This is a genomic window from Nonlabens sp. Asnod3-A02, from assembly GCF_045063755.1.
Lineage (GTDB): Bacteria > Bacteroidota > Bacteroidia > Flavobacteriales > Flavobacteriaceae > Nonlabens > Nonlabens xylanidelens.
In genome coordinates this window covers 795,726-821,571 of the sequence record NZ_JBEFOC010000007.1, presented here as the reverse complement: position 1 = coordinate 821,571, position 25,846 = coordinate 795,726, and the positions used below count along the sequence as shown (strand labels likewise).

At 32.2% G+C, this 25,846-nt stretch carries 23 protein-coding genes; 1 reads left to right on the top strand and 22 read right to left on the bottom strand.

Features of this window, described 5'->3' with window-relative positions; translation table 11 throughout:
* Positions 1-15 precede the first annotated feature (15 nt).
* The 21 genes from ACJJVN_RS07120 to rfbB form a co-directional block, all read right to left on the bottom strand.
* Positions 16-1,341 (bottom strand): sialidase family protein, encoded by a 1,326-nt coding sequence (locus ACJJVN_RS07120; protein ID WP_405377625.1) that lies wholly within the window; start codon positions 1,339-1,341, stop codon positions 16-18.
* Positions 1,338-1,955, bottom strand: a complete 618-nt coding sequence (locus tag ACJJVN_RS07115) for a sugar transferase (RefSeq protein ID WP_405377624.1) — start codon at positions 1,953-1,955, stop codon at positions 1,338-1,340. Before ACJJVN_RS07115 ends, ACJJVN_RS07120 begins: the two co-directional genes overlap by 4 nt.
* Positions 1,956-1,965: 10 nt before the next feature.
* The gene (locus tag ACJJVN_RS07110; RefSeq protein ID WP_405377623.1) at positions 1,966-2,382 is read right to left on the bottom strand and encodes an acyltransferase; all 417 of its coding nucleotides are present in this window, start codon (positions 2,380-2,382) and stop codon (positions 1,966-1,968) included.
* Between the two features lie 9 nt (positions 2,383-2,391).
* Positions 2,392-4,317, bottom strand: coding sequence for an NAD-dependent epimerase/dehydratase family protein (locus tag ACJJVN_RS07105; protein WP_405377622.1), 1,926 nt, complete (start codon positions 4,315-4,317; stop codon positions 2,392-2,394).
* A gap of 3 nt (positions 4,318-4,320) precedes the next feature.
* Complete coding sequence (locus ACJJVN_RS07100; protein WP_405377621.1) at positions 4,321-5,721, bottom strand: hypothetical protein; 1,401 nt, start codon at positions 5,719-5,721, stop codon at positions 4,321-4,323.
* Entirely contained in the window at positions 5,718-6,836 is a 1,119-nt protein-coding gene (locus ACJJVN_RS07095) for a hypothetical protein (RefSeq protein ID WP_405377620.1), read from the bottom strand. Before ACJJVN_RS07095 ends, ACJJVN_RS07100 begins: the two co-directional genes overlap by 4 nt.
* 10 nt (positions 6,837-6,846) lie before the next feature.
* A complete protein-coding gene (locus ACJJVN_RS07090) occupies positions 6,847-8,301 on the bottom strand; it encodes a polysaccharide biosynthesis C-terminal domain-containing protein (protein WP_405377619.1) in 1,455 nt (484 codons plus the stop codon).
* A gap of 4 nt (positions 8,302-8,305) precedes the next feature.
* Positions 8,306-9,313 carry a pseudaminic acid synthase gene (gene pseI, locus ACJJVN_RS07085; RefSeq protein WP_405377618.1) on the bottom strand — a complete coding sequence of 336 codons (1,008 nt, stop codon included), beginning with the start codon at positions 9,311-9,313 and terminating at the stop codon, positions 8,306-8,308.
* A 4-nt stretch (positions 9,314-9,317) separates the two neighbouring features.
* Positions 9,318-10,331 (bottom strand): hypothetical protein, encoded by a 1,014-nt coding sequence (locus ACJJVN_RS07080; RefSeq protein ID WP_405377617.1) that lies wholly within the window; start codon positions 10,329-10,331, stop codon positions 9,318-9,320.
* A complete protein-coding gene (locus ACJJVN_RS07075; protein ID WP_405377616.1) occupies positions 10,321-10,977 on the bottom strand; it encodes a hypothetical protein in 657 nt (218 codons plus the stop codon). The genes ACJJVN_RS07080 and ACJJVN_RS07075 overlap by 11 nt, the downstream gene beginning before the upstream one ends.
* A gap of 43 nt (positions 10,978-11,020) precedes the next feature.
* Positions 11,021-11,911, bottom strand: coding sequence for an HpcH/HpaI aldolase/citrate lyase family protein (locus ACJJVN_RS07070; RefSeq protein ID WP_405377615.1), 891 nt, complete (start codon positions 11,909-11,911; stop codon positions 11,021-11,023).
* A gap of 2 nt (positions 11,912-11,913) precedes the next feature.
* Positions 11,914-12,372, bottom strand: coding sequence for a MaoC family dehydratase (locus tag ACJJVN_RS07065; protein WP_405377614.1), 459 nt, complete (start codon positions 12,370-12,372; stop codon positions 11,914-11,916).
* 4 nt (positions 12,373-12,376) lie between these two features.
* The gene (locus tag ACJJVN_RS07060; protein WP_405377613.1) at positions 12,377-13,189 is read right to left on the bottom strand and encodes an aldolase/citrate lyase family protein; all 813 of its coding nucleotides are present in this window, start codon (positions 13,187-13,189) and stop codon (positions 12,377-12,379) included.
* A gap of 31 nt (positions 13,190-13,220) precedes the next feature.
* Positions 13,221-13,895: a pseudaminic acid cytidylyltransferase gene (pseF, locus tag ACJJVN_RS07055; RefSeq protein WP_405377612.1), complete on the bottom strand. Its 675-nt coding sequence runs from the start codon at positions 13,893-13,895 to the stop codon at positions 13,221-13,223.
* Positions 13,888-15,081 (bottom strand): UDP-4-amino-4,6-dideoxy-N-acetyl-beta-L-altrosamine transaminase, encoded by a 1,194-nt coding sequence (pseC, locus tag ACJJVN_RS07050; protein ID WP_405377611.1) that lies wholly within the window; start codon positions 15,079-15,081, stop codon positions 13,888-13,890. The genes pseF and pseC overlap by 8 nt, the downstream gene beginning before the upstream one ends.
* Positions 15,082-15,092: 11 nt before the next feature.
* Positions 15,093-16,106 carry a UDP-N-acetylglucosamine 4,6-dehydratase (inverting) gene (gene pseB, locus ACJJVN_RS07045; RefSeq protein WP_405377610.1) on the bottom strand — a complete coding sequence of 338 codons (1,014 nt, stop codon included), beginning with the start codon at positions 16,104-16,106 and terminating at the stop codon, positions 15,093-15,095.
* 47 nt (positions 16,107-16,153) lie between these two features.
* Positions 16,154-17,554: a UDP-glucose 6-dehydrogenase gene (locus ACJJVN_RS07040; RefSeq protein ID WP_405377609.1), complete on the bottom strand. Its 1,401-nt coding sequence runs from the start codon at positions 17,552-17,554 to the stop codon at positions 16,154-16,156.
* Between the two features lies 1 nt (position 17,555).
* Entirely contained in the window at positions 17,556-18,833 is a 1,278-nt protein-coding gene (locus tag ACJJVN_RS07035; RefSeq protein WP_405377608.1) for a nucleotide sugar dehydrogenase, read from the bottom strand.
* A 52-nt stretch (positions 18,834-18,885) separates the two neighbouring features.
* Positions 18,886-19,854 (bottom strand): SDR family oxidoreductase, encoded by a 969-nt coding sequence (locus ACJJVN_RS07030; RefSeq protein ID WP_405377607.1) that lies wholly within the window; start codon positions 19,852-19,854, stop codon positions 18,886-18,888.
* 112 nt (positions 19,855-19,966) lie between these two features.
* A complete protein-coding gene (gene rfbA / locus ACJJVN_RS07025) occupies positions 19,967-20,845 on the bottom strand; it encodes a glucose-1-phosphate thymidylyltransferase RfbA (RefSeq protein WP_405377606.1) in 879 nt (292 codons plus the stop codon).
* A 2-nt stretch (positions 20,846-20,847) separates the two neighbouring features.
* The gene (gene rfbB / locus ACJJVN_RS07020; RefSeq protein WP_405377605.1) at positions 20,848-21,891 is read right to left on the bottom strand and encodes a dTDP-glucose 4,6-dehydratase; all 1,044 of its coding nucleotides are present in this window, start codon (positions 21,889-21,891) and stop codon (positions 20,848-20,850) included.
* A gap of 258 nt (positions 21,892-22,149) precedes the next feature.
* Between rfbB and ACJJVN_RS07015 the strand changes: the two genes are divergently transcribed.
* Entirely contained in the window at positions 22,150-23,448 is a 1,299-nt protein-coding gene (locus ACJJVN_RS07015) for an OmpA family protein (protein WP_405377604.1), read from the top strand.
* Positions 23,449-23,952: 504 nt separating this feature from the next.
* Here the strand turns inward: ACJJVN_RS07015 and ACJJVN_RS07010 are convergent.
* Entirely contained in the window at positions 23,953-25,770 is a 1,818-nt protein-coding gene (locus ACJJVN_RS07010; RefSeq protein ID WP_405377603.1) for a DUF885 domain-containing protein, read from the bottom strand.
* Positions 25,771-25,846: the final 76 nt, after the last annotated feature.

Genomic DNA, 25,846 nt, shown 5'->3' with positions numbered 1-25,846 from the left:
TTAATTAAAAGGTGATTAAAGTTTCTTTACTACTATCTCTCTTACTAAAATAGCTTTTCTCAATCTGTTTTGTTCATCTCTATTTCTAAAATCGCTATAAACGAGTAAAAATGAATTTTCCGAAGTCGGTATAATTCCTGTATAGCCACAAGAAACCTGACCTCTCAACCCTTTATATTTTAACATTTCAAAAGGTTCTGTCCATTTGATTCCATCACCCTCTGCATTAAAACGAATTTGAACACCTGGTCTTCCTGATGTTAAGACTAAGACACCATTCTCTAGTTTTAACAATTGAGGTAAAACACCATTAGGGGTGATTTTACGTGGCGAAGACCATGTCTTACCTAAATCTTTAGACTTTGCCGCATACATAGGGGCAGTTTTAATACCTAAGGAAGATCTAAATATGGTTATGAGACTACCGTCTTCTAAAACTTCTAAGCTAGGCTCTGTAAATTCCTGTGGCACATCTTTGTTATCTAACTCCTTTTTTAGAGGACTTATACTGCCTTGATAACTCCATGATTCTCCATTGTCATCTGACTTGTAAAATACTATAGAACTATTAGTAACACAATTATTTTCAGTTTTAAGATAACCTGGATACATTGCTTTGATTAAAATTCCGTTTTCTAATTTCAATAAGGGTCCCCACATTATATTAGGTATTTTACCTCCTATGTTATAGATAAGACGTTTATCATTTTCTAATACAATTTTTTCCTTCTCAAACTTACCAGAATCTTTATTATATTTAATAACGTCTTTTTCTAATAGACTCTTAGGAATAGTATCTAAATCATAAAATTGATAATTGGTCTTACTATAATTAGTTCGCGTTTCAAATGGCAACGCGTTAATAGGTAAAAGGGAGTCATTCTTATAATTAGAGAGAAATTTAATATAATTACCATTATTTAATTTTACTCCAGGAATTACTGGCCTTTCAGCCCATCTAAAAGTCCACTTTTTACCAAGGTCACTGGAGTATTTCCAACCACTTTTAAATTGAACACCTGATTTATCAGGGTTCATTCTCCAGGTTATAGCTAGCTCATCATCTACAGTTTTAAACAACTTAGGAAATTGAACAAATCCCCAAGACTGTGTTTTTTTTGCTTCATAGACTTTTACCTTTTTACCAAATTCAATTTGAAGAATATCTTCTTCATCCCTCTGGTAGACTACCGAAGTCGCTAAATTAGCCAAAGGCCCCATAATTACATTATCATCTCCTATGTCATGAACACGTTCCTTCCATACATATGAAAACACTTCTTCTTGTGCAGACGAACTAACAACTACAAAAAGTAGAACAAAAATTAATATGCCTCTCATAAAGAATCTCTTTTAGTACCTTCAAAAGTTTCTACCGTTGCACTAGTTGCAGAATTTATATCCTTTCTATTTATTACTTTTTTGATAGTTTTAAACACAATTTTCACATCTAATAAGAAGGAAATATGATCCACATACCACACATCTAGTTCAAATTTCTTTTCCCAAGTTATCATATTACGACCATTAACCTGAGCCCAACCTGTTATACCCGGCTTAACGTCATGTCTCCTAGATTGAAAATCAGTATAAAGAGGTATATACTTTACTAACAATGGCCTAGGTCCTATTATAGACATATCACCTTTTAAAACATTTAATAACTGTGGTAACTCGTCTAATGATGTAGACCTAATTAATTTCCCTATAGTTGTTAGACGATCGGCGTCAGGTAATAATTCTCCTTTTTCGTCACGATCATTTGTCATAGTTTTAAATTTTAAAATTTGAAACACCTTGTTATTCTTTCCTGGTCGTTTCTGTTTAAAAAATATACTACCGTCGGTTTTAATTTTAATAAGTAAAGCGACTAAAACAAATATAGGAGAGAGAATCAATAAACTGATAAATGCGATTATGAAATCTCCGGCAGGCTTAATAATGTTCTTGTACATATAATTATTCTTAATTTAGAACTATTTGTCCTTTATTATTCACCACTACACCTTCCTTAATTATTTTTGCAGGATTACCTACAACAACAGTATGACTAGGAAAGCTTTTGGTTACTACAGATCCCGCACCAACAACCACATGATCACCTAGAATAACACCTGGTAAAATAATTGCCTTAACCCCAATAATACAATTGTCACCTATCACTGTATCTACTTTTAAAGATCTACTATGATCATGACTTAAAACTAAAGCACCAGCCAGAACCCAAGTATGAGCTCCTATGTTAATACCTTTGGGATTTATACTTTTATCTAACTGAGCCTTATAAGAAATAACAGACTTAAGATCTATATTCATACCGTATACTGTTCTCAAAAACCTTGGATAGATTGAGGATACTATATTCCAAACGAATTTTCTCATAAATATTTTCTAAAGATTACTGGATAGTTCTACGATAATATCTTTTAAAGAAGTGGTTTCATTAAATCCCAAATTTTTAATTTTGGAAGAATCGATCATAGAAGATAAAACCTCATTTTCTACACTTACTGGAGGGAAAGAAAATACACTAGGTTGCTTTAAAGTATTCCCTATAGCTATACAAAATTCTTTTATTGATATATTTTCTCCTCCTAAATTATACACAGCAGAAAGAGGTGAAAATTCTGACTTTTCTACCAAAAAGTTTATGCCATTCACTACATCATTTACATGAACTAAATTTGTAGTATTACTACCGCCTATTACTTCCATAGGATCATTATTTATAGACGACTGAACTAATTTTCCGAAAAAACCAGCTGTTCCCGGAATCTTAGGGTCTATTATTCTAGCTGCTCTTATCGATGATACTTGAACACGAGGTAAATATGTTTTTAAACTATTAAAAAAATCTTCTATGATTTTCTTTTGGAAACCATAAGTGGTTAACATACTGACTTCATCTTCTTCTACCTTTTCTTTGACTAAAGTCTGGTCATAAACGGATTGAGAAGAAATATTAATTACTGTACTTATATTTGCTTTTACAATCTTAGGTATGAGGTTATAGATATAACTAATAGCATCAAATTTTAAAGGATCCTTATGAAATGCTAGTGCACTTACAAAGTTAACCAAAACGTCTGACTGAGCTAAAAAGGATTGAGTAGACGGACTATTACTTTCTACTAATTGAACGTTTTTAACGTCACTAAATAATTTTTGATATTTAGCCTTTGACTCATCGCGGTAAGCGATATAAATAAACTTATATTTTTTTTGATTATTTAAAACAAAACGTAATCCTAAATTACTACCAGCTCCTAGAATAAATAAAACATCTCTCTTTTTATCTATTTTAGGCAACGTAGTACAACCTACCTGCCTCGCCCCTACTTTATTATAGGCATATTTTTTTAATTCAACAGTAGGCAATTCAAGAAAGTTATTTACAAGAAATTCAACTTCATTAAATCCTAATTGTGAACGATTACCTGTTATACCAGTAAAACGCATGTTCATTTCAAAAAAGAAAATATCATTTTCTGTAATTCTACCTTGAATGTTAACAGGTCCTACAACCGCATATTTTTTAAATATAGGTACAAATTTCATTACTTGATCCATGTAGTCAAAACTATCAGGATCAATAGGCTCTATATAAATGGGTACACCGCTTTTAAGGGTATTTCTAGATATGAATAACCCACGCAATTCTGACTCCTTATCAAAAACAAACTGAATAGATATTTCAGACAATTGCGTTAAAACACCTTTTTCTACTGCCTTTTTTATTTTTAAATAATTAGAGTCTAGTTTCTCAGGAAAAAGATAAGGCTGTATGATATCTTCTCCATTTAACCCTACTAGATCCTCTAATTTATTAATAATGGAAATACCTTGTGATGCAGACCCTCCAGAAGGTTTAACTATTGCAGGAATAATAGCTTCATTTGGATTTTCTAAGAATTCATCAACTCTTAATGTCGGTACTATATTACATCCCTTCGGGGCGAAGAAGTTATACCATTCTTGTTTATCTCTACTAACCTCTATAAGATCTGATAATGAAACTAGCACTTTAAGTCCAGCTGCATTAAAGCGATCTATTAAATTAGAAAACAAGGCTAGCTCATGATCATGCCCAGGTATGATTAGATCTATTTCTAATTCAATACTTTTTGAAATTAAAACATCTATATAATTATCATCATATATGCCAGGAACTTCAAAGAATTCATCACAAAAGGTTCTTGCCATGACATTTAAATTACCATCGCAACCTATGAGATAATGTTCTCTTCTTAAGTTAAGCGCATCTAAAACAGATTGACCAACTCCAGATCCAGCGCATGTGATTAATATCTTTGCCATTATTTAGTATTTATTTAGAACTTCTCTTTTAAAGAGTTCGTTATTAAAAAAAGAAAAAGCTTTCAAAGTGTCATTTACTAAACTTTGTTCATTTAGTAATGAGTTGAGATCACCATCTTGAGTGATAATATGAAAAAAACCATTGTAATTTTCACTGTCTTTTTTCATTTGAAAACCAGTTTGAAGTATACCTACAGGTTTATTTTGATTTAAAGCTTCATGCAATACAGTCGACTTAACTCCCAAAACGTACTGATATTTTTGTATTGCTACTATTGAATCTATTGATGTCTCATCTAGAAATATATTTTCAATAGATTTAATGCATTCTAACTGTTCACTATTTAAACGTTCTTGTGGATGTAGTCGTATATAAAAATTAAAACTTCTGTATTTATCTGCATAAATAATAATAGACTGTAAAACAAACTCAGTATGAGAAGGGCTAGAAACAACTAGAACGCTGTTATTCAAAGGTACAATTTTATCTAATTGTTTATTAGACAACCATACTGAATAAGCCCAACCTATATTAATAATTTTCTCTTTTGGCATACCAAAACTACTGGCATTCCATAACGTACCAAAGCTTAAAAACATATCGGGATCTATCATTTTATGATAAGGACCACTATACAAAGCAGTGGCACCATCTGTGGCGCCATGTTGAAGTTCAAAAACTTTAACTCCTTTTTTCTTTGCTGCATAAATAATTGGATTAAAAACATATCTACTAACCACAACTATTCTTTTAGGGACTATTAAGTATAGGTACAGTTTTGCAAAACAGTTTTTTATCCAAAAAGTTCCAATAGTTAAAAATGTTTTAAGATAAAATGAAAAAGAAATAGTATAAATTAATTCAACCTTGTGCTTAAGAACTCTTACCTTATTTAAATAAAGTAAGGCTATAAAAGGTAATATAAAAACACTTAACAATATGGATGTGTAAAACTCAAAATCTGAATAACACACATTTTTCTCATGAATTCTTGGTGTGAAATGTTTACCTGAATTATTATTTTGTATAACTAAATATTCATTCTCTTCTAAAGCTATGTCAATTATTGGATCTGAAAATTTATCTAGATAAATACCATTAAAATTTGTTAATCTAGGAAAAGCGAAGAATAGAGTATCTTTTCTACTGGATTTAAATATAAGTTTCAGAAAATGACTAAATGAGAGCAAAAAATATTTTAAAACCTCGAGTATTGTTATCTTTTTAGTTTTAGTATCATTTTTGAAACCAACTTTTTTAGATAAAAATGCAACACGATAATTAAAACGTATTAATCTCCAAATAGGTAGATCTGTTCCTATTGTTATATCATTTAAGCTATTCTTACTCTCCTCTTGAAGTAAGAACTCTATTTGTTCTACTAATGGTTTATCCTTAATCATATATCATTAATCTCTATTGCTGGATGCATCATTTTTTTCTTTTTAAAAGTCATGAAAATTAATGAAATCACTAAAAAATCATAGAGTGAAAGAAATAATACAGTGTCCGTGTAAGCTCTTAATAAAATAGCCAACAAGATTAATGCATAAAATCTATTTGAATAAAGAAGCTTTAAAAAAGAAATTATGAGAGTGGGTACAATCAAGAAAAAGAAAACACCAAAATAATGGTGTAATCTAATATAACTATTATGAGGATTTAATCCATAATGCAAAAACCATGGATTTTTGCCATAATTATAACCGATATAATAAAATAAATCGTTTTTGTTTAAATGAACAAAATACTCTCTCATTAAAATATCTCTAGCAGGAGAATCTAACCCATTATCACTAAATTTCTTAAAAAATGAAATACCATAAATCATATTAAGCAAATATTGTCCTTGAGCAATTACAACAACAATAAATGGTATTATAAAGCTAGCTAAAACTAAGTATTTTTTAACTTTAGTCATAGCACTCCAATTAATTAAAAAAACAGCAGCTAAAAGAACTAAAGAGCAGCCTATACCAGAACGACCAAATGCTAAAATAGAAAATAAAACAGTTAATATGGCAGGCACTATTCTAACCTTTTCTCTTTGTCTATACTGGACAATAGCTAAAACGGACGCATTCATAATCAAAACTACGGATACATAGTTGGGACTCATTTCACTAAAAATACCTTCCATTGTTCTAAAACGAGCAAAATGGACAGCCATAAAAGCAATTGCTAAATAAAAAGGAATTTTTATTTTTTTTGTATCAAAGACCTTATTTATAAAAAAATGAGCCATGACAGGCGCTGCCAAAATATAAAGCACAAATGGAGTGAAGTTACCTGAGGTTACTTGGATTAACACAACACCAAAAAACATAACAATAAAATATATAATCCACTTTGATCTTAAAAAAGAATCTACAGCATTAATGTTACCTAAACTTAGAAAGCAAATCAACATCACTAACGGAAACAAGACCAACCTTAAACTATCGCCAACGACATAATATAAGAAGGAAATAACCATATAGGCTATTAATAATGTTGTATTTTTTTTTACAGTATTCAATGAAGGTGTATTAATCAAGGTTAATAATGTCTGGTTTAGACAACATAGTTTTTAAAGTTGTAATTAACTTCAAAAGCTCCTTTTTATTTAGGACTGCAAATATAATTAAAGGTATAGTAGTAATAGCCCAATTTCCATAAACAACAACTACCACTGCAAGAATATATGGAATAAGAAGTTTTATCGGAAAAAATTCTAAAATGTAATTAGAATTGGACCTTTTAATCCCAAGATATTTCAAAGCAAATTTAGCCGTTAAATAACCATATAAAGTATAAGACAGCATAGTGGCAATTATTACATACTCGTAATTCACTTTAAAAATTAGAACTAAAATAAGCGATATAATAACATTAACGATTAAGCAACTGAAGGTTAATGCAGCTATTAACTTATCCTTATTTTGAGCTAAAAGATATGACCCATACCCAAAAGATATCGTGTAAAGTATAACAGCTAAAGAAGTTAATTGTAACGCTCCAGTAGCATCTTTATAATCTTCTAAAAACATAGTGAAAAATGGAAATATAGGTAACGCAATAAATACTAAAAGAAATGCCAAAGTAACATAACTGTTTCTCAAGCTACTAATTATCTTATGTATTTTAACATTATCAGTTCCTTTTAGTTTATCTATTACCTTAGGAAAAATGACAAATGAGATCGCTTGTAAAAATAGTAGGATAGCATTTGCTAAAGAAAACGAGAATGAAAACAAGCCAAACTCGTCAACATTATAAAAAACACTAATTACTGTTCGAATAGAAATAATGATTAGATAGAAACATATATTGTATATGAATAAATACATTCCTTTTTTAAGAATCTCTAAAATAATTAGTTTATCATATTTTCCGATTACAGAAACTTTATTTTGCAAAATAAAAACCAAGAGAGCTATAACATTTCCTCCAACGTAAGCACCTAATAAATAGTTTAACAAATACCTTTCAGATTCGAAAAAAATAAAAAAAGCAACCAGCAAAGGAATTATAGTTTGATAAATAGCTATCTCCGACAAACGGTTTTTGATTCTATACAAAGTCATCAATAAAGTATTGATATGAGTAAGTATAGCTATTAAGCACACCCAATAAAACATACTTCCTATCTCGTATTTATCAAATAGGGAGATACCATAATAATAATAATAAACACCCATCAAAATAATGGCAAGAAACAGGAATGATAGGCAAATAAACGCATTATAGGCATAATTTACCGACCTTTCTTTATCATTTCTATTTTGTACAATTAGAATATTAACAGCATTAGATATGCCCAAATTGATCACTCTAAAATAATTAAGTAATAACAATATGAATCCCCAAATTCCAAAATAATAAGGTCCTAGCTTAGTTGCAATAAATATAGAGCTAGCAAATTGAATAAAATAAGTAAAATACCGAGAAAATAAATAACCTACAAATCTATTTTTCAATGCTTTTGAAACAAAATCAAGCATCAATTTAGTCTTGTATTAGATCAAAAGATAAAGGAGTTCCTGCACTAACATTTTTAGTAAATGTTTTACCAATTACTTCACTATAGTACTGAGGATGTAACCCATTTCCAGGTCTTACAGATTTAATATTCTCTGTAGAAATAACATCACCTGAATTAACATTACTAGAAACAAAAAGAGATCTTCTTCTAAGTTTATTTCTATCTGTTAAATTATATGTTATATCACCTAATACTTCTGACGCTTCTCTAACACCTTTTACCATATTTTTGAATTCCTCTGGCTCCAAAGAAAATGCAGCGTCTATACCTCCGCTTTCTCTATCTAAAACAATATGTTTTTCTATCACTTGAGCTCCTAATACGGTAGCAGCTATAGGAAGCGTGGAACCAAAAGTATGATCAGACAAACCTACCTTGACACCAAAAGTTTCTGCCAAATTATTCATTGTTTTAAGGTTTGCCATAGAAATTGGAGCTGGATACTCCGATGTGCATTTGAGTAAGGTTATATCATTATTACCAGCATTTCTACATGTATTAACAGCCAAATCAATATCCTCTAAGGCCGCCATACCAGTTGAAATTATCATAGGCTTACCTTTTTCGGCTACATATTTTATTAATGGAATGTCTGTGATTTCAGGAGAAGCTATTTTATACAAAGGGACGTCTAGAGTTTCTAAAAAATCTACAGCATTAAAATCAAAAGGAGAAGAAAAGAATACCATACCTAATTTCTCTGTATATTCCTTAAGGGTGATATGCCATTCATATGGCAAACTACCTTTTTCATAAAGTTCATAGAGTGTTTTACCTTTCCAAAGACCATCTTTACGAGGTCCAAAATACTCATTATCAACATTCAATGTTAGAGAATCTGCAGTATACGTTTGAACTTTGACAGCATCTGCTCCTGTATCTGCAATTGCATCGATTGTTTTCAAAGCTAAATCTAAATTGTTATTATGATTTGCTGATAACTCTGCTATTATAAAAACTTTATTATTCATAATTTTATTTTGTGTAGTTTGTAATGATTTCAATCACACGCTCAAAACCATTTCGATCCAAAGTATTTTGAGACCTTTCGCTTAATACCTTTCGATATTCTATATTATCTTTTAATATATTAATGTTTTCCAAAAGCACTTCCATACTTAATAGTTCAATATTTCCCAAATCAACTATTGCATTCGTCTTCTCACACAACAATTTAGAAGCATTTGCATTACTTTGCTGATGTCCAAAACTTATAATAGGCATTCCTAAAACCATAAATTCATAGGTGCTAACCCCAAAAGAAGAGACTAAAGCATCATTCTTTAAAATTTCATGATGATCAAAACTTTCAAAGGCTATGTTATGAGGTAAAGTTTTTGGAATATTTTCTTTAAACACATAATTAGATCCATAGTAGAAGGTATAGTCTATTAATGAATCTACACTTTGATTAAGTAAAGAAAATAATTTTAATAATACATTATTAGGATCACTACCCCCTGCTATAATTCCTACTTTGAAATTATCTTTTGTTGGTTCAATTACTTTTACTGGAATATCCTGTATAATTTCGTTATATAAGAAATAATTTAATCCTGAAAAAATAATTGTTTCTTTGTCTTCAAACGGCTCGTAAAACTCCTTTTCTTTTGATATTACTGGTAAAATAAAAACATCACTAAACTCCTTTCCTATACCATAATTTTGATAAAAAACAATTTTAGTCTTATCCAATAAACCTGATAAATCTTGGCTTGAATAATCAATAATACCGTCTACATATAGAACTTTTACTTGATTTTCATTACAAAATTCAACAGTTTTTTTATGTATTACATCCTTATCAAATCCAAAGTGATCAAATTCAAAATCTGAAATTTCATTCCAAAAAAAGGATTTCAAGTGCACAAAAACGATATTATATCCTAATAACTTCATTTTTTTTGCAAGACTCCAACTTCTATAGAAATGTCCTAAACCTATTTCACCACCAGCATCTACTCTAAAAACTAATTGACTATCGGACACTACCTATGGACTTTGCTGGATTACCGACAACTTTTCCATAATCATCAACATCTCTAATTATAACCGAACCAATTCCTGATACTGACCACTTACCTAATGAAACAAATTCTAGCGTGGTTGCATTTGTACCTAGATAAGCTCCTTCTTTCAGAACAACATCAGCACCTATACAAGCGTTGTTTGCCACATAACTATAGTCTTCTAGGGTTGATCCATGTCCGATTAAAGACTGTGCGTATATTTGTACATGATTACCTATACTTACGTTAGGACCTACAGATACAAATGGTTGTATACTAACACCAAAACCTATCTTCGCATTTTTAGAAACAACAGCTGTTGGGTGTATAAGAGTTGCAAAACGCTCATTAGGTATTTCTAAATCTGTAAGCTTATGAATAAAGTTAAAGTTTAATTTTACCGAAATCAAAGTGTATAAAAAATAAACATTTTCATCTTCTAAGTATTTAGCAGCGGTTTCTTTATCTATTTTCCCCAAAACAGGTGAGCCATTAATAGGCCCATCCTCTCTATCGTTTAAAAAACCTAATAGTTCCCATTCTTTTGATCTTTCATTTATATCATTAACTGTAGATTGAGCAACTGTACCATTCCCAAATCCACCAATTATTATTAATTTTTTCATTGAACTATAATATTATTAAAATAAAAATTATTGAGCTATTTTTCTAATTAGAAAGTTGCTTAGTGATATGATCCACCTTAGCTAAAATCTTTTTTGCTTTTGCTACAAAAGGAGGCCCTATGAATTTATTATTAATGATCGCTACTCCCATACCGTTATCTCTAGCTTCTCCATCTAGCCTCAAAATTTCTTTGGCATGCACTATCTCCTCATCGGTAGGACTATAATATTGATGAACTAGTGGTAATTCTTTAGGATTTAAAACCAGCATTCCTTCAAAACCTAATTTTACAGACAATTTCAAATTAACTTCTAAATCTACCAAATCCTTAACTCTAACATGAACTGTGTCAATGGGAATTACACCTGATGCTCTTGCACTCATAGCTATTAAAGCACGTGGGGTAAATAAAGAAACATGCTCCTCGTCATGTATACCTTGAAGATCTGTAATAAAATCTTCGGACCCATAAGCAATAGCAACAACTCTTGGTGATGCTTTGCAAATTTCTTCAGCGTGTAAAACTGCCGAAGCTGTTTCTATTAATGGTATAATTTTAAAAGTTCCAATCGGAAATCCTTTTTCAAATTCGATAGTTTCCAAAAGTTTATCAAAAAAATATATATCTTCACCTGTCTTAGCTTTAGGATACATAAAACCAGTAACTCCTTCAATAGATAAAGACATTACATCTTTTAATAGCTGTCCACTTTCTCTATCATTAATACGAGGGAAAACTGTTCTATTTTTAAACTTTCCGTTATTAATAAACTCAACAACTTTTAACCTTGCTTTTTCTTTATTCTCTACAGGTTGAACACTATCCTCAATGTCTAACAATAAAACATCAGTAGTTGTATTAGACGCACTTTCCATAAGCCTCTCGCTATGAGCAGGAACAAAAAGCAAACTACGCATTAAAAACTCAGTCATCTTTAATTTTTTAAAGGGATTAAAACTTTTCTTCTAAATTTTAAAACGTCAATCTTATCTTGATTATAAACTACTGTTTCAACATAAACAACACCTCGTTTATTGTTTGATTTAGTAATCCATTTATCAAGAATTTCAGTTCGTGTATATATAGTGTCATTAACAAATACAGGATAAAGATGTATAACAGACTCATATTCTAAATTAGCTACAGCTTTACCACTTATATCAGGCACAGTCATACCCACTGCTATACTGAAGACTAACGTACCTACTACTAATACTTGCCCATGTTGGTGTTCTTTTGCATAATCAATATTAGTATGTACCGGATGATGGTTCATTGACAATAGACTAAATAAGTTATTATCACTTTCAAAAATAGTTTTTGAAGTAGAATGTTCTACAACTTCACCGACTATAAAGTCTTCATAATAATTACCAATTTCAAATGCTTTCATATATTTATTTATAAAATTTCAATACTTTTAGAGCCGCATTTATATGCGGTTGCTCAACTACCTGACCTTTAAAAACAAAAGGATCAAATTCTTCCTTCCCGCCTTTTAACTCAACTTCATTAATTATCGCAAGCGCTTTATCATAGTCCTCCTTAGTGTAAAACTTATAATCCAACAATGTTTCTAATTGATTAGGATGTATTATGTACTTTCCGTCAAACCCCATCTCAAACCCTACCTTCAATTCATTTTTAAATTCATCGTTTGATCTTAAGTCCATTGACGCTACATCGATAGCTTCAATCTGTAAACTTCTAGCCATAATTAAGACCATCTGTCTTAAATAGAAGATGTTGGACTCATTATAAGTGCTACCTAAAATTGAAATAAAATCATGACTCCCTAAAGACAATGCCTTAAAACAGTTTACATAAGACATTATACTAGCTTGTAATTCTAAATACAGCCTAGGAGACTCAATCAAAAGAATTAAATCTAATGTATTAAAATTTAAATGACTCAAAAAATCATCAAGTTGTTTCTTTGAATTAAGTTTAGGTAGAACAAATTTAGTAAAACCCTTGACTACAAAACTTTCTATTAATGAAAGATCAAGTTTGTTTTTACTTGAAACAATAGGCACTCTTAGGTAATGGTTCTTTGCGCTTCTATGAAAATAAAGATTTTGAACTAATTCATCTCTTTCGGATGCCTTAACAGAGTCTTCTAAATCAATGATTATATGATCAATGGATTTGGTATTTAAAGAATCAATTTTATGTAACTTAGTTACCGGTATAAAAAAGTAGGAATTCATTGGTTAAATTAAGCATCAGAATTAAACTAAATTATTTATTTAAAAATTTGAACTTTAACTCAGCATACTGCCAATCTTCAAAAGTATCAATATCTTGAGCTAATATCTCTGGTATTTCAAAAGCGTATTTATTAGTTCCTTTTAAACCTTTATCAAAATTCATCCAATAAAACATACCTGCATCATGAAAAGTTGGACTTAAGTCCTGAGACCTTATTTTTGCATTTTCATTATTTAAAAAACTCATCTTATTCTTTTCATCTAAAATCAATGCTCTTTGAATAGGGTAAGAATATCTTACAACTGGTCTAGTTGAGTCCACATCCTCTTCAATTAAAAGGTTTAATCCATCTTTAATAATTTTTGTATTAACCAAAGGAGCTGTAGGTAGCAAACAACAAATATTATCAAAACATTGTTCTTTTAAAAGATAAGAGCTTTTAACCTCCTCTACAACATCAGATAAGGTTGCAAAATCATTTGAATTAGTCTCTTCTCTTAAAAATGGGACTTGGGCACCATATTCCAGAGATATATTTTTGATTTCTTCATCATCCGTGGAAACCATAACTACATCAAATAGATTGCTCTTTAAAGCTACCTCTATTGAATAAGCAATGATAGGTTTTCCCAAAAAAGGCTTAATATTTTTTCTAGGAATTCTTTTACTACCTCCCCTTGCTGGGATTATACATAAATTACGCATTATAAAACCCTTCTATACAATCTATTACATCCTTCTGCTCTTTTAAAGTTAAAGTAGGAAACATGGGTAAACTAATACATCTTCTATAATATGCTTCAGCATTAGGCATATCTCCCTCTTTCCAACCTAAATCTCTATAATAAGGCATTAAATGACAAGGTATGTAATGGATTTGAGCATAAATATTATTCTCCCTTAAATAATTATATAAACCTAATCGATCTTCAACTTCGATAACATACAAATGATAAGCATGCCCCTCTATAACACCACTTTGACTTTTTATATAGTCTTTTCCTTCAAAATAATTGAAATACCTCTCTGCTATCTCACGCCTTTTGGCTACACCTATGTTTGCTCTCAATAGTTGGCTAGAACCTAGTGCGGCTTGAAAATCGGTAATTCTATAGTTATAACCTAACATTTGCATTTCCATATACCACAAAGGGTAATGTTCTGAACTCGCTTTCGCGGAAGCAAATTCTAAACTATTGGTATACAGATCATCATTTTTCACGATTCCATGAGTCCTAAGAGATAGTAATTTTTGAAAGAGTGATTTATCATTAGTAGTTATCATTCCACCTTCACCACATGCAATATGTTTTACAGGGTGAAATGAAAAGATAGCTAAATCAGCAAAATTTCCATTTCCGCAATTTTGCTCTACTCCTTTAGAATCAACAAAATAACCTCCAGGAGAATGACAACTATCTTGTATTATCCAAAGGTTAAATTCATCTGCTAATTCTCTAAAAGCTTCTAAATCGACGGCCCTGCCAGCAAAATCAACAGGAATAATCCCTTTATAAGTTCCAGATGGAGACTTTTCTAATAAAGATCTTACAGACTGGATATCCAACAAATAAGTTTCTGGATCAATATCTGCAAATACTACATCACCCCCACAATATCTGACACAATTAGCCGAAGCTGCAAAGGTAATAGGTGTAGTGATTACTTTATGTCCTGGCTTAACACCTAGGGCCAAAGCATTTAAGTGCAAAGCAGCAGTTCCATTAGAAACAGCAACTGCATATTTAGAACCTACATAGGAAGCAAATTCTTCTTCAAACTTCTTGATTCTAGGCCCTTGAGTAAGATAATCAGCTTGTAACGCTTCAGTTACTGCACTAACATCTTCTTGGGTAATATTTTGACGACCGTATGGAATTGCTTTTGACATAATTCTATTATTTAAACTTTAAAGTCTGAATCTACATGTTCTACTATCAATTTCCTTAGAGTTTCTACCGTATCCCATACATCATTTTCTCCACTATTATACCTAAATTCAGGCTTTACTTTTTTAGCAGAGTTTTTTGTTATAAATTCTTCTAAACTCCATTTATGCGTTGCTGGTAAAATAGTATAATATCTACCTAAATCATAAGTATAATAACTATCAGAAGAAGTTATCATTTCTTCATGTATTTTTTCTCCTGGGCGTATACCAACGATAGGATGCTCGCAATCTGGACCTATAGCTACTGCAACATCTGTTATACGGTAAGATGGTATTTTAGGAACAAATATTTCTCCACCCCATGCGTGTTCTAATGCATGCATAACCATATCTACACCTCCTTGTAAAGAGATATTAAAACGAGTCATATCTTCTGAAGTTATAGGTAACACTCCTTCTTTTTTCTTATTTAAAAAGAAAGGAATAACAGAACCGTTACTCCCCATTACATTTCCATATCTAACCACACTAAATTTAATAGGATTCCAACCTACAATATTATTTGCGGCAACAAAAAGTTTATCTGAAGCCAATTTAGTCGCACCATATAGATTAACAGGCGCAGCAGCTTTATCTGTAGAAAGAGCTACAACACGAGTCACCTCTGTTTCTAAAGCTGCATTTATAACATTTTCAGCTCCCATGATATTCGTCTTAACACATTCCATAGGATTGTATTCTGCTATGGGTACATGTTTCATTGCTGCAGCATGTATTATGTAATCTACTCCTTTAAAAGCTCTTTTTAAACGGTCAAAATCTCTAATATCACCAATGAAAAATCTAATCTGTGGATATTTGGACGCTGGGTACTCTTGCGCCATTACAAATTGCTTTTGCTCATCTCTTGAGAATATGATTATCTTCTTGACATCTACATGGTTTTCAAGAATATGAGAAGTCAACGCCTTTCCTAATGATCCTGTTCCTCCTGTGATGAGTATTGATTTATCTTTTAAATTCATGTTCTTTATTTAATATTTTGGTAAATTATTTATGTTTATAAAAATAATTAGCATGGACCTTTTCCAATTACATAATTATCAAAACCTATTGCATTTAACTTCTTATGATCTAAAACACTTCTTCCATCAAAAAGAAAAGCTGGCTTTAACATTGAGTCAAATATATCATTCCAATTAAGTGTTTTAAACTCATCCCACTCTGTCAAAACAGCAATAGCATGAGCCTTATCCATTGCTTCATAAGGTGAATTTAATACCTTTACTAACCTTCTATTCTCTCCCTCAGATCTAGTTCCTAGGTAATCTAAGTCACTATAAACCTGCTCCTCAGTAACTTTAGGATCATAAATAACCAACTCAGCTTGTTCACTCAATAAATAATCAGCTACATAAATAGCGGCAGACTCTCGAGTGTCATTGGTGTCTTTTTTAAACGCCCAACCTAATAAAGTTATTTTCTTACCTGATACTGTATTGAATAAGGTTTGTACTATTTTTCTTGCAAACCTTCTTTTCTGATGATCATTCATAATAATCACTTGCTCCCAGTAATCTGCAACTTCATGTAATCCATAAGATTTAGAAATATACACTAGGTTTAAAATATCCTTTTGAAAACAAGACCCTCCAAACCCTACAGAGGCTTTTAAAAATTTAGAACCTATTCTACTGTCAGCACCTATAGCTCTCGCAACTTCATTCACATCAGCCTCAGTCACTTCACATAATTCTGACAAAGCATTAATACTACTTACTCGTTGAGCTAAAAAGGCGTTGGCCGTTAACTTTGAAAGCTCCGATGACCAAACATTAGTCGTTAAAATTTGTTCTTTGGGCACCCAATTAGAATACACATCAACTAATGCTTGTTGTGCTAATCTTCCTCTATCGGTCTCTTCACCACCTATTAGAACTCGATCTGGATTCAACAAATCACTTACCGCAGTACCTTCTGCAAGAAATTCTGGATTTGAAAGAATATCAAAGTTTACTCCATTACCAGTATTATCGAGAATACGTTTTAGAGCCTCCGCAGTACGAACAGGCAACGTTGATTTTTCAACAATAATCTTATCAGTAGTGGCCACTGCTGCTATTTGTCTAGCGCATAGCTCTATATATTTTAAATCTGCAGCCATCCCCTTTCCTACACCATATGTCTTTGTAGGTGTATTAACTGAAATAAAGATCATGTCAGCATCTTGAATAGCCTGATCAACTTCAGTTGAGAAAAATAAATTTTTACCTCTAGTTTTTTTCACTAGTTCTGATAACCCTGGCTCATATATAGGAATATTATCTGTATTAGAATCATTCCATGCTGCGATACGTTTCTCATTAATATCAACAACATTAACTATGATATCAGCACATTGAGCAGCAATCATCGTCATCGTGGGACCACCTACATAACCTGCTCCAATACAGCAAATATTCTTAATACTCATATCATAAATTTTGATTGGCAAAATTACCTAAAATACTTTTAACATCATACACCACAGAAGATTCATTCAAATATTCTTTAAAATCTATCCTCTTGTACACACTATGACCTACCGTTAAAACGATAGCATCATATTTATCTTCTCTTAATTGATTATCACAGACTAAATCATACTGTTCAAACACCTCTTTGGTATTCGCTAGAGGGTCATGGAGTCTTACATCTACACCATACTCTAATAAGTCTTTTACAATATCAGCAGATTTTGTATTACGAACATCAGGGCAATTTTCCTTAAATGTGATTCCTAACACTAACACCTTACTATTTAATATATCAATATTATTTTTAAGCATTAACTTTATTACTTGACTAGAAACATAAGAAGCCATACTATCATTTACTCTTCTACCTGCTAGAATAATCTCTGGATGATACCCTACTTCTTGTGCCTTTTGAGCTAAGTAGTATGGATCAACACCTATACAATGACCACCGACTAGTCCTGGAGTAAAAGGAAGAAAGTTCCATTTTGTTCTCGCAGCAGCTAGCACATCATGAGTATTGATATTTAGTTTATTAAATATTTTAGCTAGTTCATTTACAAAAGCTATATTAATATCTCTCTGAGAGTTCTCAATAACCTTAGCTGCCTCAGCTATCTTGATACTAGGCGCTAGATGAGTACCGGCAGTAATGACGCTTTTATACAACTCATCTACATCCTTTGCTGACTCAGGAGTACTTCCAGAGGTAACTTTAAGAATTTTCTCAATGGTATGTTCTTTATCACCAGGATTAATTCGTTCTGGCGAGTAACCAACAAAAAAATCTTTGTTTAAAACAAGGCCACTAACTTCTTCTAAAATAGGCGCACATTCCTCTTCAGTTACGCCAGGATACACTGTAGATTCATAAATAACGACATCACCACTCTTAAGTACTTTCCCAATTGTTTTACTAGCTTCAAACAATGGATTAAGAATAGGTTTATTATTTTTATCTATAGGTGTAGGCACTGTAACTATGTACACATTGGAATCAGATATCTCAGCTTCTAGAGATGAGCAGTAGAGCCCTTTTTGATCATCGTTCGAACTTTTCAAAACATCCAACAAAACACTAGAATCTAACTCTAATGTATTATCTACGCCATTATTTACCTCTGCAACACGTGATGCCTTAATATCAAAACCTACCACACTAAATTTAGTAGCAAACAACCTAGCTAGCGGTAACCCAACATAACCTAGACCTATTACAGTTATTTTTTTATTCATTTTATCTTATTGAAAAATAATTATCTCGCTTTCGCGAAAGCGAAATTAAGGATTATAAGTTAGACCAATACCAGTCCACTGCCTCATCTAAACCTGATTTTAAATTAAATTGAGGTTGATAGTCCAGTAGCCTCTTTGCTTTATCAATGGATGCCAAAGAATGAGGAACATCTCCCACTCTTAAAGGACCATAAATAGTTTCTACGTTTAAAATAGTTTTGTCATGCTTAGATAACGACTGTTTTAATAAATCGATCAACATATTAAGATCAGTACGGTCGCCATAAGCAACGTTAAAAACGGTATTTACAGCTTCAGGATGATCTGCAAGAATTGCTTTTTCATTTGCCTGAATTACATTATCAATATAAGTGAAGTCTCTAGAATAGGTACCATCTCCATTAATAGTAGGAGATTGTTTACTCATTAATTGCTTAGTAAAAAGTGGAATCACAGCAGCATAAGCACCATTAGGATCTTGTTTGCGACCAAAGACATTAAAATATCTTAACCCAATCGTGTTTAAACCATAGGTTTTATAAAACACGTCTGCATAAAGCTCATTCACATATTTTGTAATTGCATAAGGTGATAATGGCTTACCAATTACTTCTTCTACCTTAGGCATACTTTTAGAATCTCCATAAGTAGAAGAACTCGCAGCATAAACCATTTTTTTGACACCTGCATCTTTACAAGCTACCAGCATATTTAAAAAGCCGCCTACATTTACATCGTTAGTGGTTATAGGGTCTTTTATCGATCTAGGGACGCTACCTAAAGCTGCCTGGTGCAATACATAATCTCTTCCTAAAACTGCCTTATGACAAGTGTCAATATCACGTATATCTCCTTTTATAAAAGTAAAATTACCTTTTTCTTGAAGAGGTTCTATATTACTCATATGACCTGTGGCAAGATTATCAATACCTAACACATCGTGTCCTTTCTCAACAAAATATTCACAAAGGTTGCTACCTATAAATCCGGCAGCACCAGTAATTAGTATTTTAAATTTCATAAGATTTAATAGAATAATTTTGCATTATTACTCAATGGTATAAATATTTATAAACGTCTATCTATAACGGTTAAATTTATTAACTTTTCACAATATCAATATGTTCATTACATTATTTATTACGCAACACCACTTCTTTTATATAATCATAGTAATCCCCTTTTAAGTCTTTAACCTGCAATTGCAATTCTTCTGGAGATATCCATTTCTGCATTAACGCTATTTCTTCTAAGCAAGAAATTTTGAGCCCTGTTCTTTTTTCTACAGCTTTCACAAATTCTGTAGCTTCTGTCAAAGCCTCGTGCGTACCAGTGTCTAACCAAGCAAAACCACGACTTAAAATTTGCATATCAAGACATTCTTCTTTTAAGTAATACTGATTTACGGCAGTGATCTCTAGCTCTCCTCTTTTAGATGGCCGAAGTCCTTTGGCTATTTTTATAACTGAATTAGGATAAAAATAAAGTCCGACAACTGCATAGTTAGAGTTGGGGTTCTCTGGTTTCTCCTCGATACTCGTTACATTTCCTTGCTTATTAAAAGTCGCAACACCATAACGCTCAGGATCTTTTACATAGTTACCAAAAACAACTGCCACATGATCCTTCTCTACTTTTTGAACTGCGCGTTCTAATAAATCAGAAAAACCGGCACCATGAAAAATATTATCTCCTAGCACCAGTGCTACAGAATCATCACCTATAAAATCTTCTCCTAATATAAAAGCTTGTGCAAGTCCATCAGGACTAGGCTGCACCATATATTCTATTTGTATACCAAACTTACTACCATCACCTAATAAGCGTTCAAAATTATGAATATCACTAGGGGTAGAAATTAATAGAACTTCCTTAATCCCTGCCTGCATAAGAACAGACAGTGGATAGTACACCATAGGCTTATCATAAATAGGTAACAATTGTTTACTGACCACTAGGGTTAATGGATGCAATCGTGTACCAGATCCACCTGCTAGAATAATTCCTTTCATAATTATTGGTATTGGTTTTTATAATAATCTTGATATGCTCCAGTCGTGATGTTCTTTAACCACTTATCGTTATTTAGATACCAGTTAATGGTGCGTTCTAATCCTTCTTCAAAATCAAGTGATGGCACCCAATTGAGTTCTTTACTTATTTTAGTCGCATCGATAGCATAGCGCAAATCATGTCCCGGCCTATCCTTTACAAAAGTAATAAGCTTTTCACTTTCACCCACCTCGTTGCTCAAAGCCTCGTCCATCTTCTTACAAAGCAACTTTACTAAATCAATATTTTTCCATTCGTTATGACCTCCTATATTATAGGTCTCGCCTTTTTTACCATTATGAAAAATAACATCAATAGCTCTGGCATGATCTTCTACAAACAGCCAATCCCTAGTGTAATTACCATCTCCATAAACAGGTAAAGGCTTTTCTTCTATGATATTGTTTATGAATAAAGGAATTAATTTTTCAGGAAACTGAAAAGAACCGTAATTATTAGAACAATTAGAGATGACAATAGGTAATTTATAGGTCTCTCCATAAGCTCGAACAAAATGATCTGAACTAGCCTTTGAGGCAGAATATGGAGAATTAGGATCGTAAGAAGTTTCTTCAGTAAACAAACCAGTTGCACCGAGAGAACCATATACTTCATCGGTGCTTATGTGATAGAAAACACCATCAGAATCTGTTTTGTGCTTTTTGTACGACTCTAGTAAATTAAGAGTTCCTATTATATTAGTTTTTGCAAAGGATAAAGGATCTTTAATAGATCGATCTACATGAGACTCTGCAGCTAGATGAATAACACTATCAAATCTTAATTCTTCAAAAACTTTATCCAACTCCACCTCGTTCGTAATATCAAGTTTAAGAAAATGATAATTAGCAGCTTCTTCTAAATCTGTAAGACTTTCCAGATTCCCAGCATAGGTAAGCGCATCAAGATTATAAACCTCATAATGAGGATATTTATTTACAAATAAACGTGCCACATGCGACCCTATAAACCCAGCACCACCAGTAATCAATATTTTTTTGCCCATATAATTTAAAGTATAATCTTATAACAGTTTCGTTTTCGCGAAAGCAAAATCAACATAAACAACAAATCTACAAACATCTTTTAACGAATAGTAATATATCCATACACAATTAAAACACATCACAATTACTCGATAGTGGAGGCAACACAATCAACCTCGTTTAAAAAATACTTTAATTTTACAAAAATTTAAAACTTTAAACCAATGGTGTTTTCAATATATTTATATATTTGCATTTGAAAGCAAGTTAAAATACTTATGAAAAAATTAGTTACATTATCATTTATAGCATTAGGGTTTTTAACCTCTACTGCTCAGACTACAGAAGAAGTAGAATCTGTATCAAACGGACCAGACCTTAAACATTGGGCGATAGACTTCGGAGCCGGTGTTAACAAGCCAGTTAGACCATTATCTAGTGGTGCATTTACCAATACACCGTCTCTTTATCAAGTAGACTTAGGTGTTAGATATATGTTCAATAACAAATTTGGTGTAAATGCTGATTTTGGTTACGACAATATCGAAGGAGATAAAAACAGTATTGATTTCCAATCAGATTATTATAGATTTACATTAGAAGGTGTTGTTAATGCTGCAGAGGTATTAGGAGCAAGAGAATGGACACAACGTTTTGGTTTATTACTGCATGGTGGTATGGGAGTTTCTTTCCTTAAAGGTTCAGAGCCTGTAGAAACTAGTACAGATCACATGCTTAATTTTCAAGCAGGTGTTACTCCACAAATTAAGTTAACTAATAGTTTAGCATTATTCGGAGATTTATCAATCTTAGGTCATGTAAGACAAGACCTTACTTATGATGGTCTTGATAGAGGTACGTTAAGAGGTTTTGACGGTTTTCTTGTTAACGCATCTGTTGGTATTACTTTATACTTAGGATCTGGAGATACTCCAGCTGATTTTGCGGAAAGCCCAATCAACGCTAAAGTTGAAGACATCGCTGCTAAAATGGAGAAAATGGCTCAAGAAAATGGTGATGATGACCAAGATGGTGTACCAAACTATTTAGATAGAGACAACAATACTGAAAGTGGTGTACGTGTAGACAGTAAGGGTCGTGCAATTGACTTGAACAAAAACGGTATTCCAGATGATATGGAAAGCGCTTTAGATTCTCGTTTTGCTACACCTTCTGACTTACAAACTGCTATCGCTGGTAACAACGGTGCTAATGGTAACAACAAGAACCTTGTGAAGCAATTAATCAACGAAGGTTATGTAAATGTATATTTCAAGTTTAATAGTACTAAGCCAGCTACTTTCTCTTTAGGAGCTATTAATACTATCGTTCAATACATGAAAGATAACCCAAGTGCAACTGCTACTCTTACAGGTTTTGCTGATGAGATAGGAAGTCCTGCTTATAACAAAAACCTATCTGAGCGTCGTGCTAAGATGGTTAACGATGTATTAACTGCTGCTGGTATCGACGCAAGTCGTTTAAGCCATAATGGTGACGGTGAAGATGCATCTGTTGATAAGAACAGTGCTGAAGCTAGACAATTAGTAAGAAGAGTTACTTTTAGAGTTAACTAATATTACTCAAGTCATATTAAATTTAAAAGAGCCGCAAATTGCGGCTCTTTTTTTATGTCTAATTTTAAAATAGCCATTGAATTATCAAGGTTTTATATAGCTAAATATCTACTTACTTACTTACTTACTTACTTACTTACTTACTTACTTACTTATTACTTACTGATTAACATGTTAAACATCGCTATAGCAGACACCCCATAACATCAACATAGCCAATACCAATTCTTAAACTAGAATAAGATATATCATCTATCTATCTATCGAATTCAAATAGCTACACAAATCATCTTATCAAGGCATCTTGTCATCACTTCATAAGGATAAATTATAAGGCTATCAAGCTACTCTTCTCATTGAACCAGTTAACTCGGTACCAGGCAGATTATCAACTTCTCAAATTTTATTGTATTAAATAAGAATTTCACAACCGACATTTAACATATAAAAAAAGGTTACCGAGTAAACGATAACCTTTTAACCATGTAATCTATAGAAAAGCCATTACTGCTTTTTACTCTGTATGTATGCTTTTACTTGTTTTTCTAATACAGTTAATGGTAATGCTCCACTAGTAAGAATTACATCATGAAACTCCTTGATGTCAAAATCATCACCCAGCTCAGCCTTCGCCATTTTTCTTAAGTCTAAAATCTTATTCATACCAACTTTATAAGCAGTCGCCTGAGACGGCATAACTATATGGCGTTCCACCATCTTCACAGCATCTATCTCTGCATTAGGAGTATTAATTACATAATATTTAATCCCATCATCCCTACTCCATTTTTTGGTATGGATTCCTGTGTCGACAACAAGTCTACAAGCCCTCCACAACTCCATAGCTAATCTACCAAAATCACTATAAGGATCTTCATACTTTCCTATTTCCTTAGGTATCAATTCAGAATAAAGTCCCCAACCTTCTACATAAGCTGTATAGAAACTATGTTTTCTAAAATCTGGTATTCCTTCTAATTCTTGCGCAATAGCAATTTGCATGTGATGCCCTGGTATACCCTCATGATAAGCTAAAGCTTCCATCTGATAACTAGGCATTGCTTTCATTTTATATAAATTAGCATAATAAGTTCCTGGCCTACTTCCATCGATAGCTGGCTGTTGATAGAATGCTTTTCCTGCACTTGCCTCGCGGAAAGCCTCTACAGCTTTTACCTTAATATCTGCTTTGGGCTTCGTAATAAACAACTGGTCCAGATCTCCTTTCATATCTTCTATGATAGCAGTAGCTTCTTTAAGATACTCTGCTTTTCCAGAAGCATCATCACTATAATAAAACTGCTCATCTTCTCTCATAAACTTGAAAAAATCATGAAGGGAACCATCAAAATTCACTTTCTTCATAATTTCTTCCATTTCTCCATGTATACGCGCCACTTCAGAAAGACCTAATTTATGAATTTCATCTGCTGTCATATCAGTGGTCGTAGTTTGTTGTAAAGCATATTCATAAAACTCATCACCTTTAGGAAATTTCCATACACCATCTTCCAAAGTTGCTCTTTGTTGCTGATTTTCTAAAGTCGCTATTAATGTTTTATAACCTGATTCTACTTCGTTTTGAAGTGCCAGTACAGCTTCTTCTTCTAGTTGTTTTCTCTCTTCTGAAGACAGCTTTAATTTAGAAATCTTATTTAAAAAATCTTCCATTAACGTGCTGTTATTTTTACTATCGTTAAACGGATAGCCATCTATAACATTTCTACTGTCCTTTAGTACATGATGAAACACAAAGCGTGGCATCATAATACCATTATACTCTCTTAACTTTAAGTTCTCAGATAGTTGCTCAAAAAGTGGCTGGATTCCTTTTAATCTAGATATATACGCCTTAGCATCCGAAACGTTATCTATCCTGTGTTGATTTATTAAAAACGCAGGGATTTCAGACTGCATTCCGTGCATTTGATTTACTGGATAAGTATATAATCTGTAATCAAAGTTTGCGATTCCTTGTTTCTGCTTTTGATAATACAAGTCATAACTCAATCGATCCTGGCCGGTAAGTCCTTCTTTATGAATAGAATCTCTTAAATAAGCTAACCTTCTTTCTGCTATCTTCTTAGATTCTAGCTCGTGGTCTGATGATATATCTGTCCACTTTCCATAATTCTCTTTGCTTCCCATAGAAGTTTGCATCTGTGGATCACGAGATAAATCTTCCTGAAATTGAACCGCTAGCCAGTCATTAAATTGGGCAGCTTTTTCTGTACTATTTGCTTTTACAAAAGCGGTATCTTTTCCTTCTTCTTTACAAGAAATAAGCAGCACCAGCGCCACTATAACTATTATTTGTTTCATAAATATATATTGAACCCTAAAGATACTCTAACAAAAAAACCGATTCAAAATTGAATCGGTTTTTAAGATTTTTTTA

Coding starts and splice junctions, on each gene's coding strand:
- pseC (WP_405377611.1), bottom strand. CDS start 15,081: ATGTCAAAAGCAATTCCATACGGTCGTCAAAATATTACCCAAGAAGAT.
- ACJJVN_RS07035 (WP_405377608.1), bottom strand. CDS start 18,833: ATGAATAAAAAAATAACTGTAATAGGTCTAGGTTATGTTGGGTTACCG.
- ACJJVN_RS07100 (WP_405377621.1), bottom strand. CDS start 5,721: ATGATTAAGGATAAACCATTAGTAGAACAAATAGAGTTCTTACTTCAA.
- ACJJVN_RS07010 (WP_405377603.1), bottom strand. CDS start 25,770: ATGAAACAAATAATAGTTATAGTGGCGCTGGTGCTGCTTATTTCTTGT.
- ACJJVN_RS07030 (WP_405377607.1), bottom strand. CDS start 19,854: ATGAAATTTAAAATACTAATTACTGGTGCTGCCGGATTTATAGGTAGC.
- ACJJVN_RS07105 (WP_405377622.1), bottom strand. CDS start 4,317: ATGGCAAAGATATTAATCACATGCGCTGGATCTGGAGTTGGTCAATCT.
- ACJJVN_RS07040 (WP_405377609.1), bottom strand. CDS start 17,554: ATGAGTATTAAGAATATTTGCTGTATTGGAGCAGGTTATGTAGGTGGT.
- ACJJVN_RS07110 (WP_405377623.1), bottom strand. CDS start 2,382: ATGAGAAAATTCGTTTGGAATATAGTATCCTCAATCTATCCAAGGTTT.
- rfbB (WP_405377605.1), bottom strand. CDS start 21,891: ATGGGCAAAAAAATATTGATTACTGGTGGTGCTGGGTTTATAGGGTCG.
- ACJJVN_RS07065 (WP_405377614.1), bottom strand. CDS start 12,372: ATGAAAGCATTTGAAATTGGTAATTATTATGAAGACTTTATAGTCGGT.
- ACJJVN_RS07090 (WP_405377619.1), bottom strand. CDS start 8,301: ATGCTTGATTTTGTTTCAAAAGCATTGAAAAATAGATTTGTAGGTTAT.
- ACJJVN_RS07015 (WP_405377604.1), top strand. CDS start 22,150: ATGAAAAAATTAGTTACATTATCATTTATAGCATTAGGGTTTTTAACC.
- pseF (WP_405377612.1), bottom strand. CDS start 13,895: ATGCGTAATTTATGTATAATCCCAGCAAGGGGAGGTAGTAAAAGAATT.
- ACJJVN_RS07115 (WP_405377624.1), bottom strand. CDS start 1,955: ATGTACAAGAACATTATTAAGCCTGCCGGAGATTTCATAATCGCATTT.
- pseI (WP_405377618.1), bottom strand. CDS start 9,313: ATGAATAATAAAGTTTTTATAATAGCAGAGTTATCAGCAAATCATAAT.
- ACJJVN_RS07075 (WP_405377616.1), bottom strand. CDS start 10,977: ATGAAAAAATTAATAATAATTGGTGGATTTGGGAATGGTACAGTTGCT.
- ACJJVN_RS07070 (WP_405377615.1), bottom strand. CDS start 11,911: ATGACTGAGTTTTTAATGCGTAGTTTGCTTTTTGTTCCTGCTCATAGC.
- ACJJVN_RS07060 (WP_405377613.1), bottom strand. CDS start 13,189: ATGAATTCCTACTTTTTTATACCGGTAACTAAGTTACATAAAATTGAT.
- ACJJVN_RS07120 (WP_405377625.1), bottom strand. CDS start 1,341: ATGAGAGGCATATTAATTTTTGTTCTACTTTTTGTAGTTGTTAGTTCG.
- pseB (WP_405377610.1), bottom strand. CDS start 16,106: ATGAATTTAAAAGATAAATCAATACTCATCACAGGAGGAACAGGATCA.
- rfbA (WP_405377606.1), bottom strand. CDS start 20,845: ATGAAAGGAATTATTCTAGCAGGTGGATCTGGTACACGATTGCATCCA.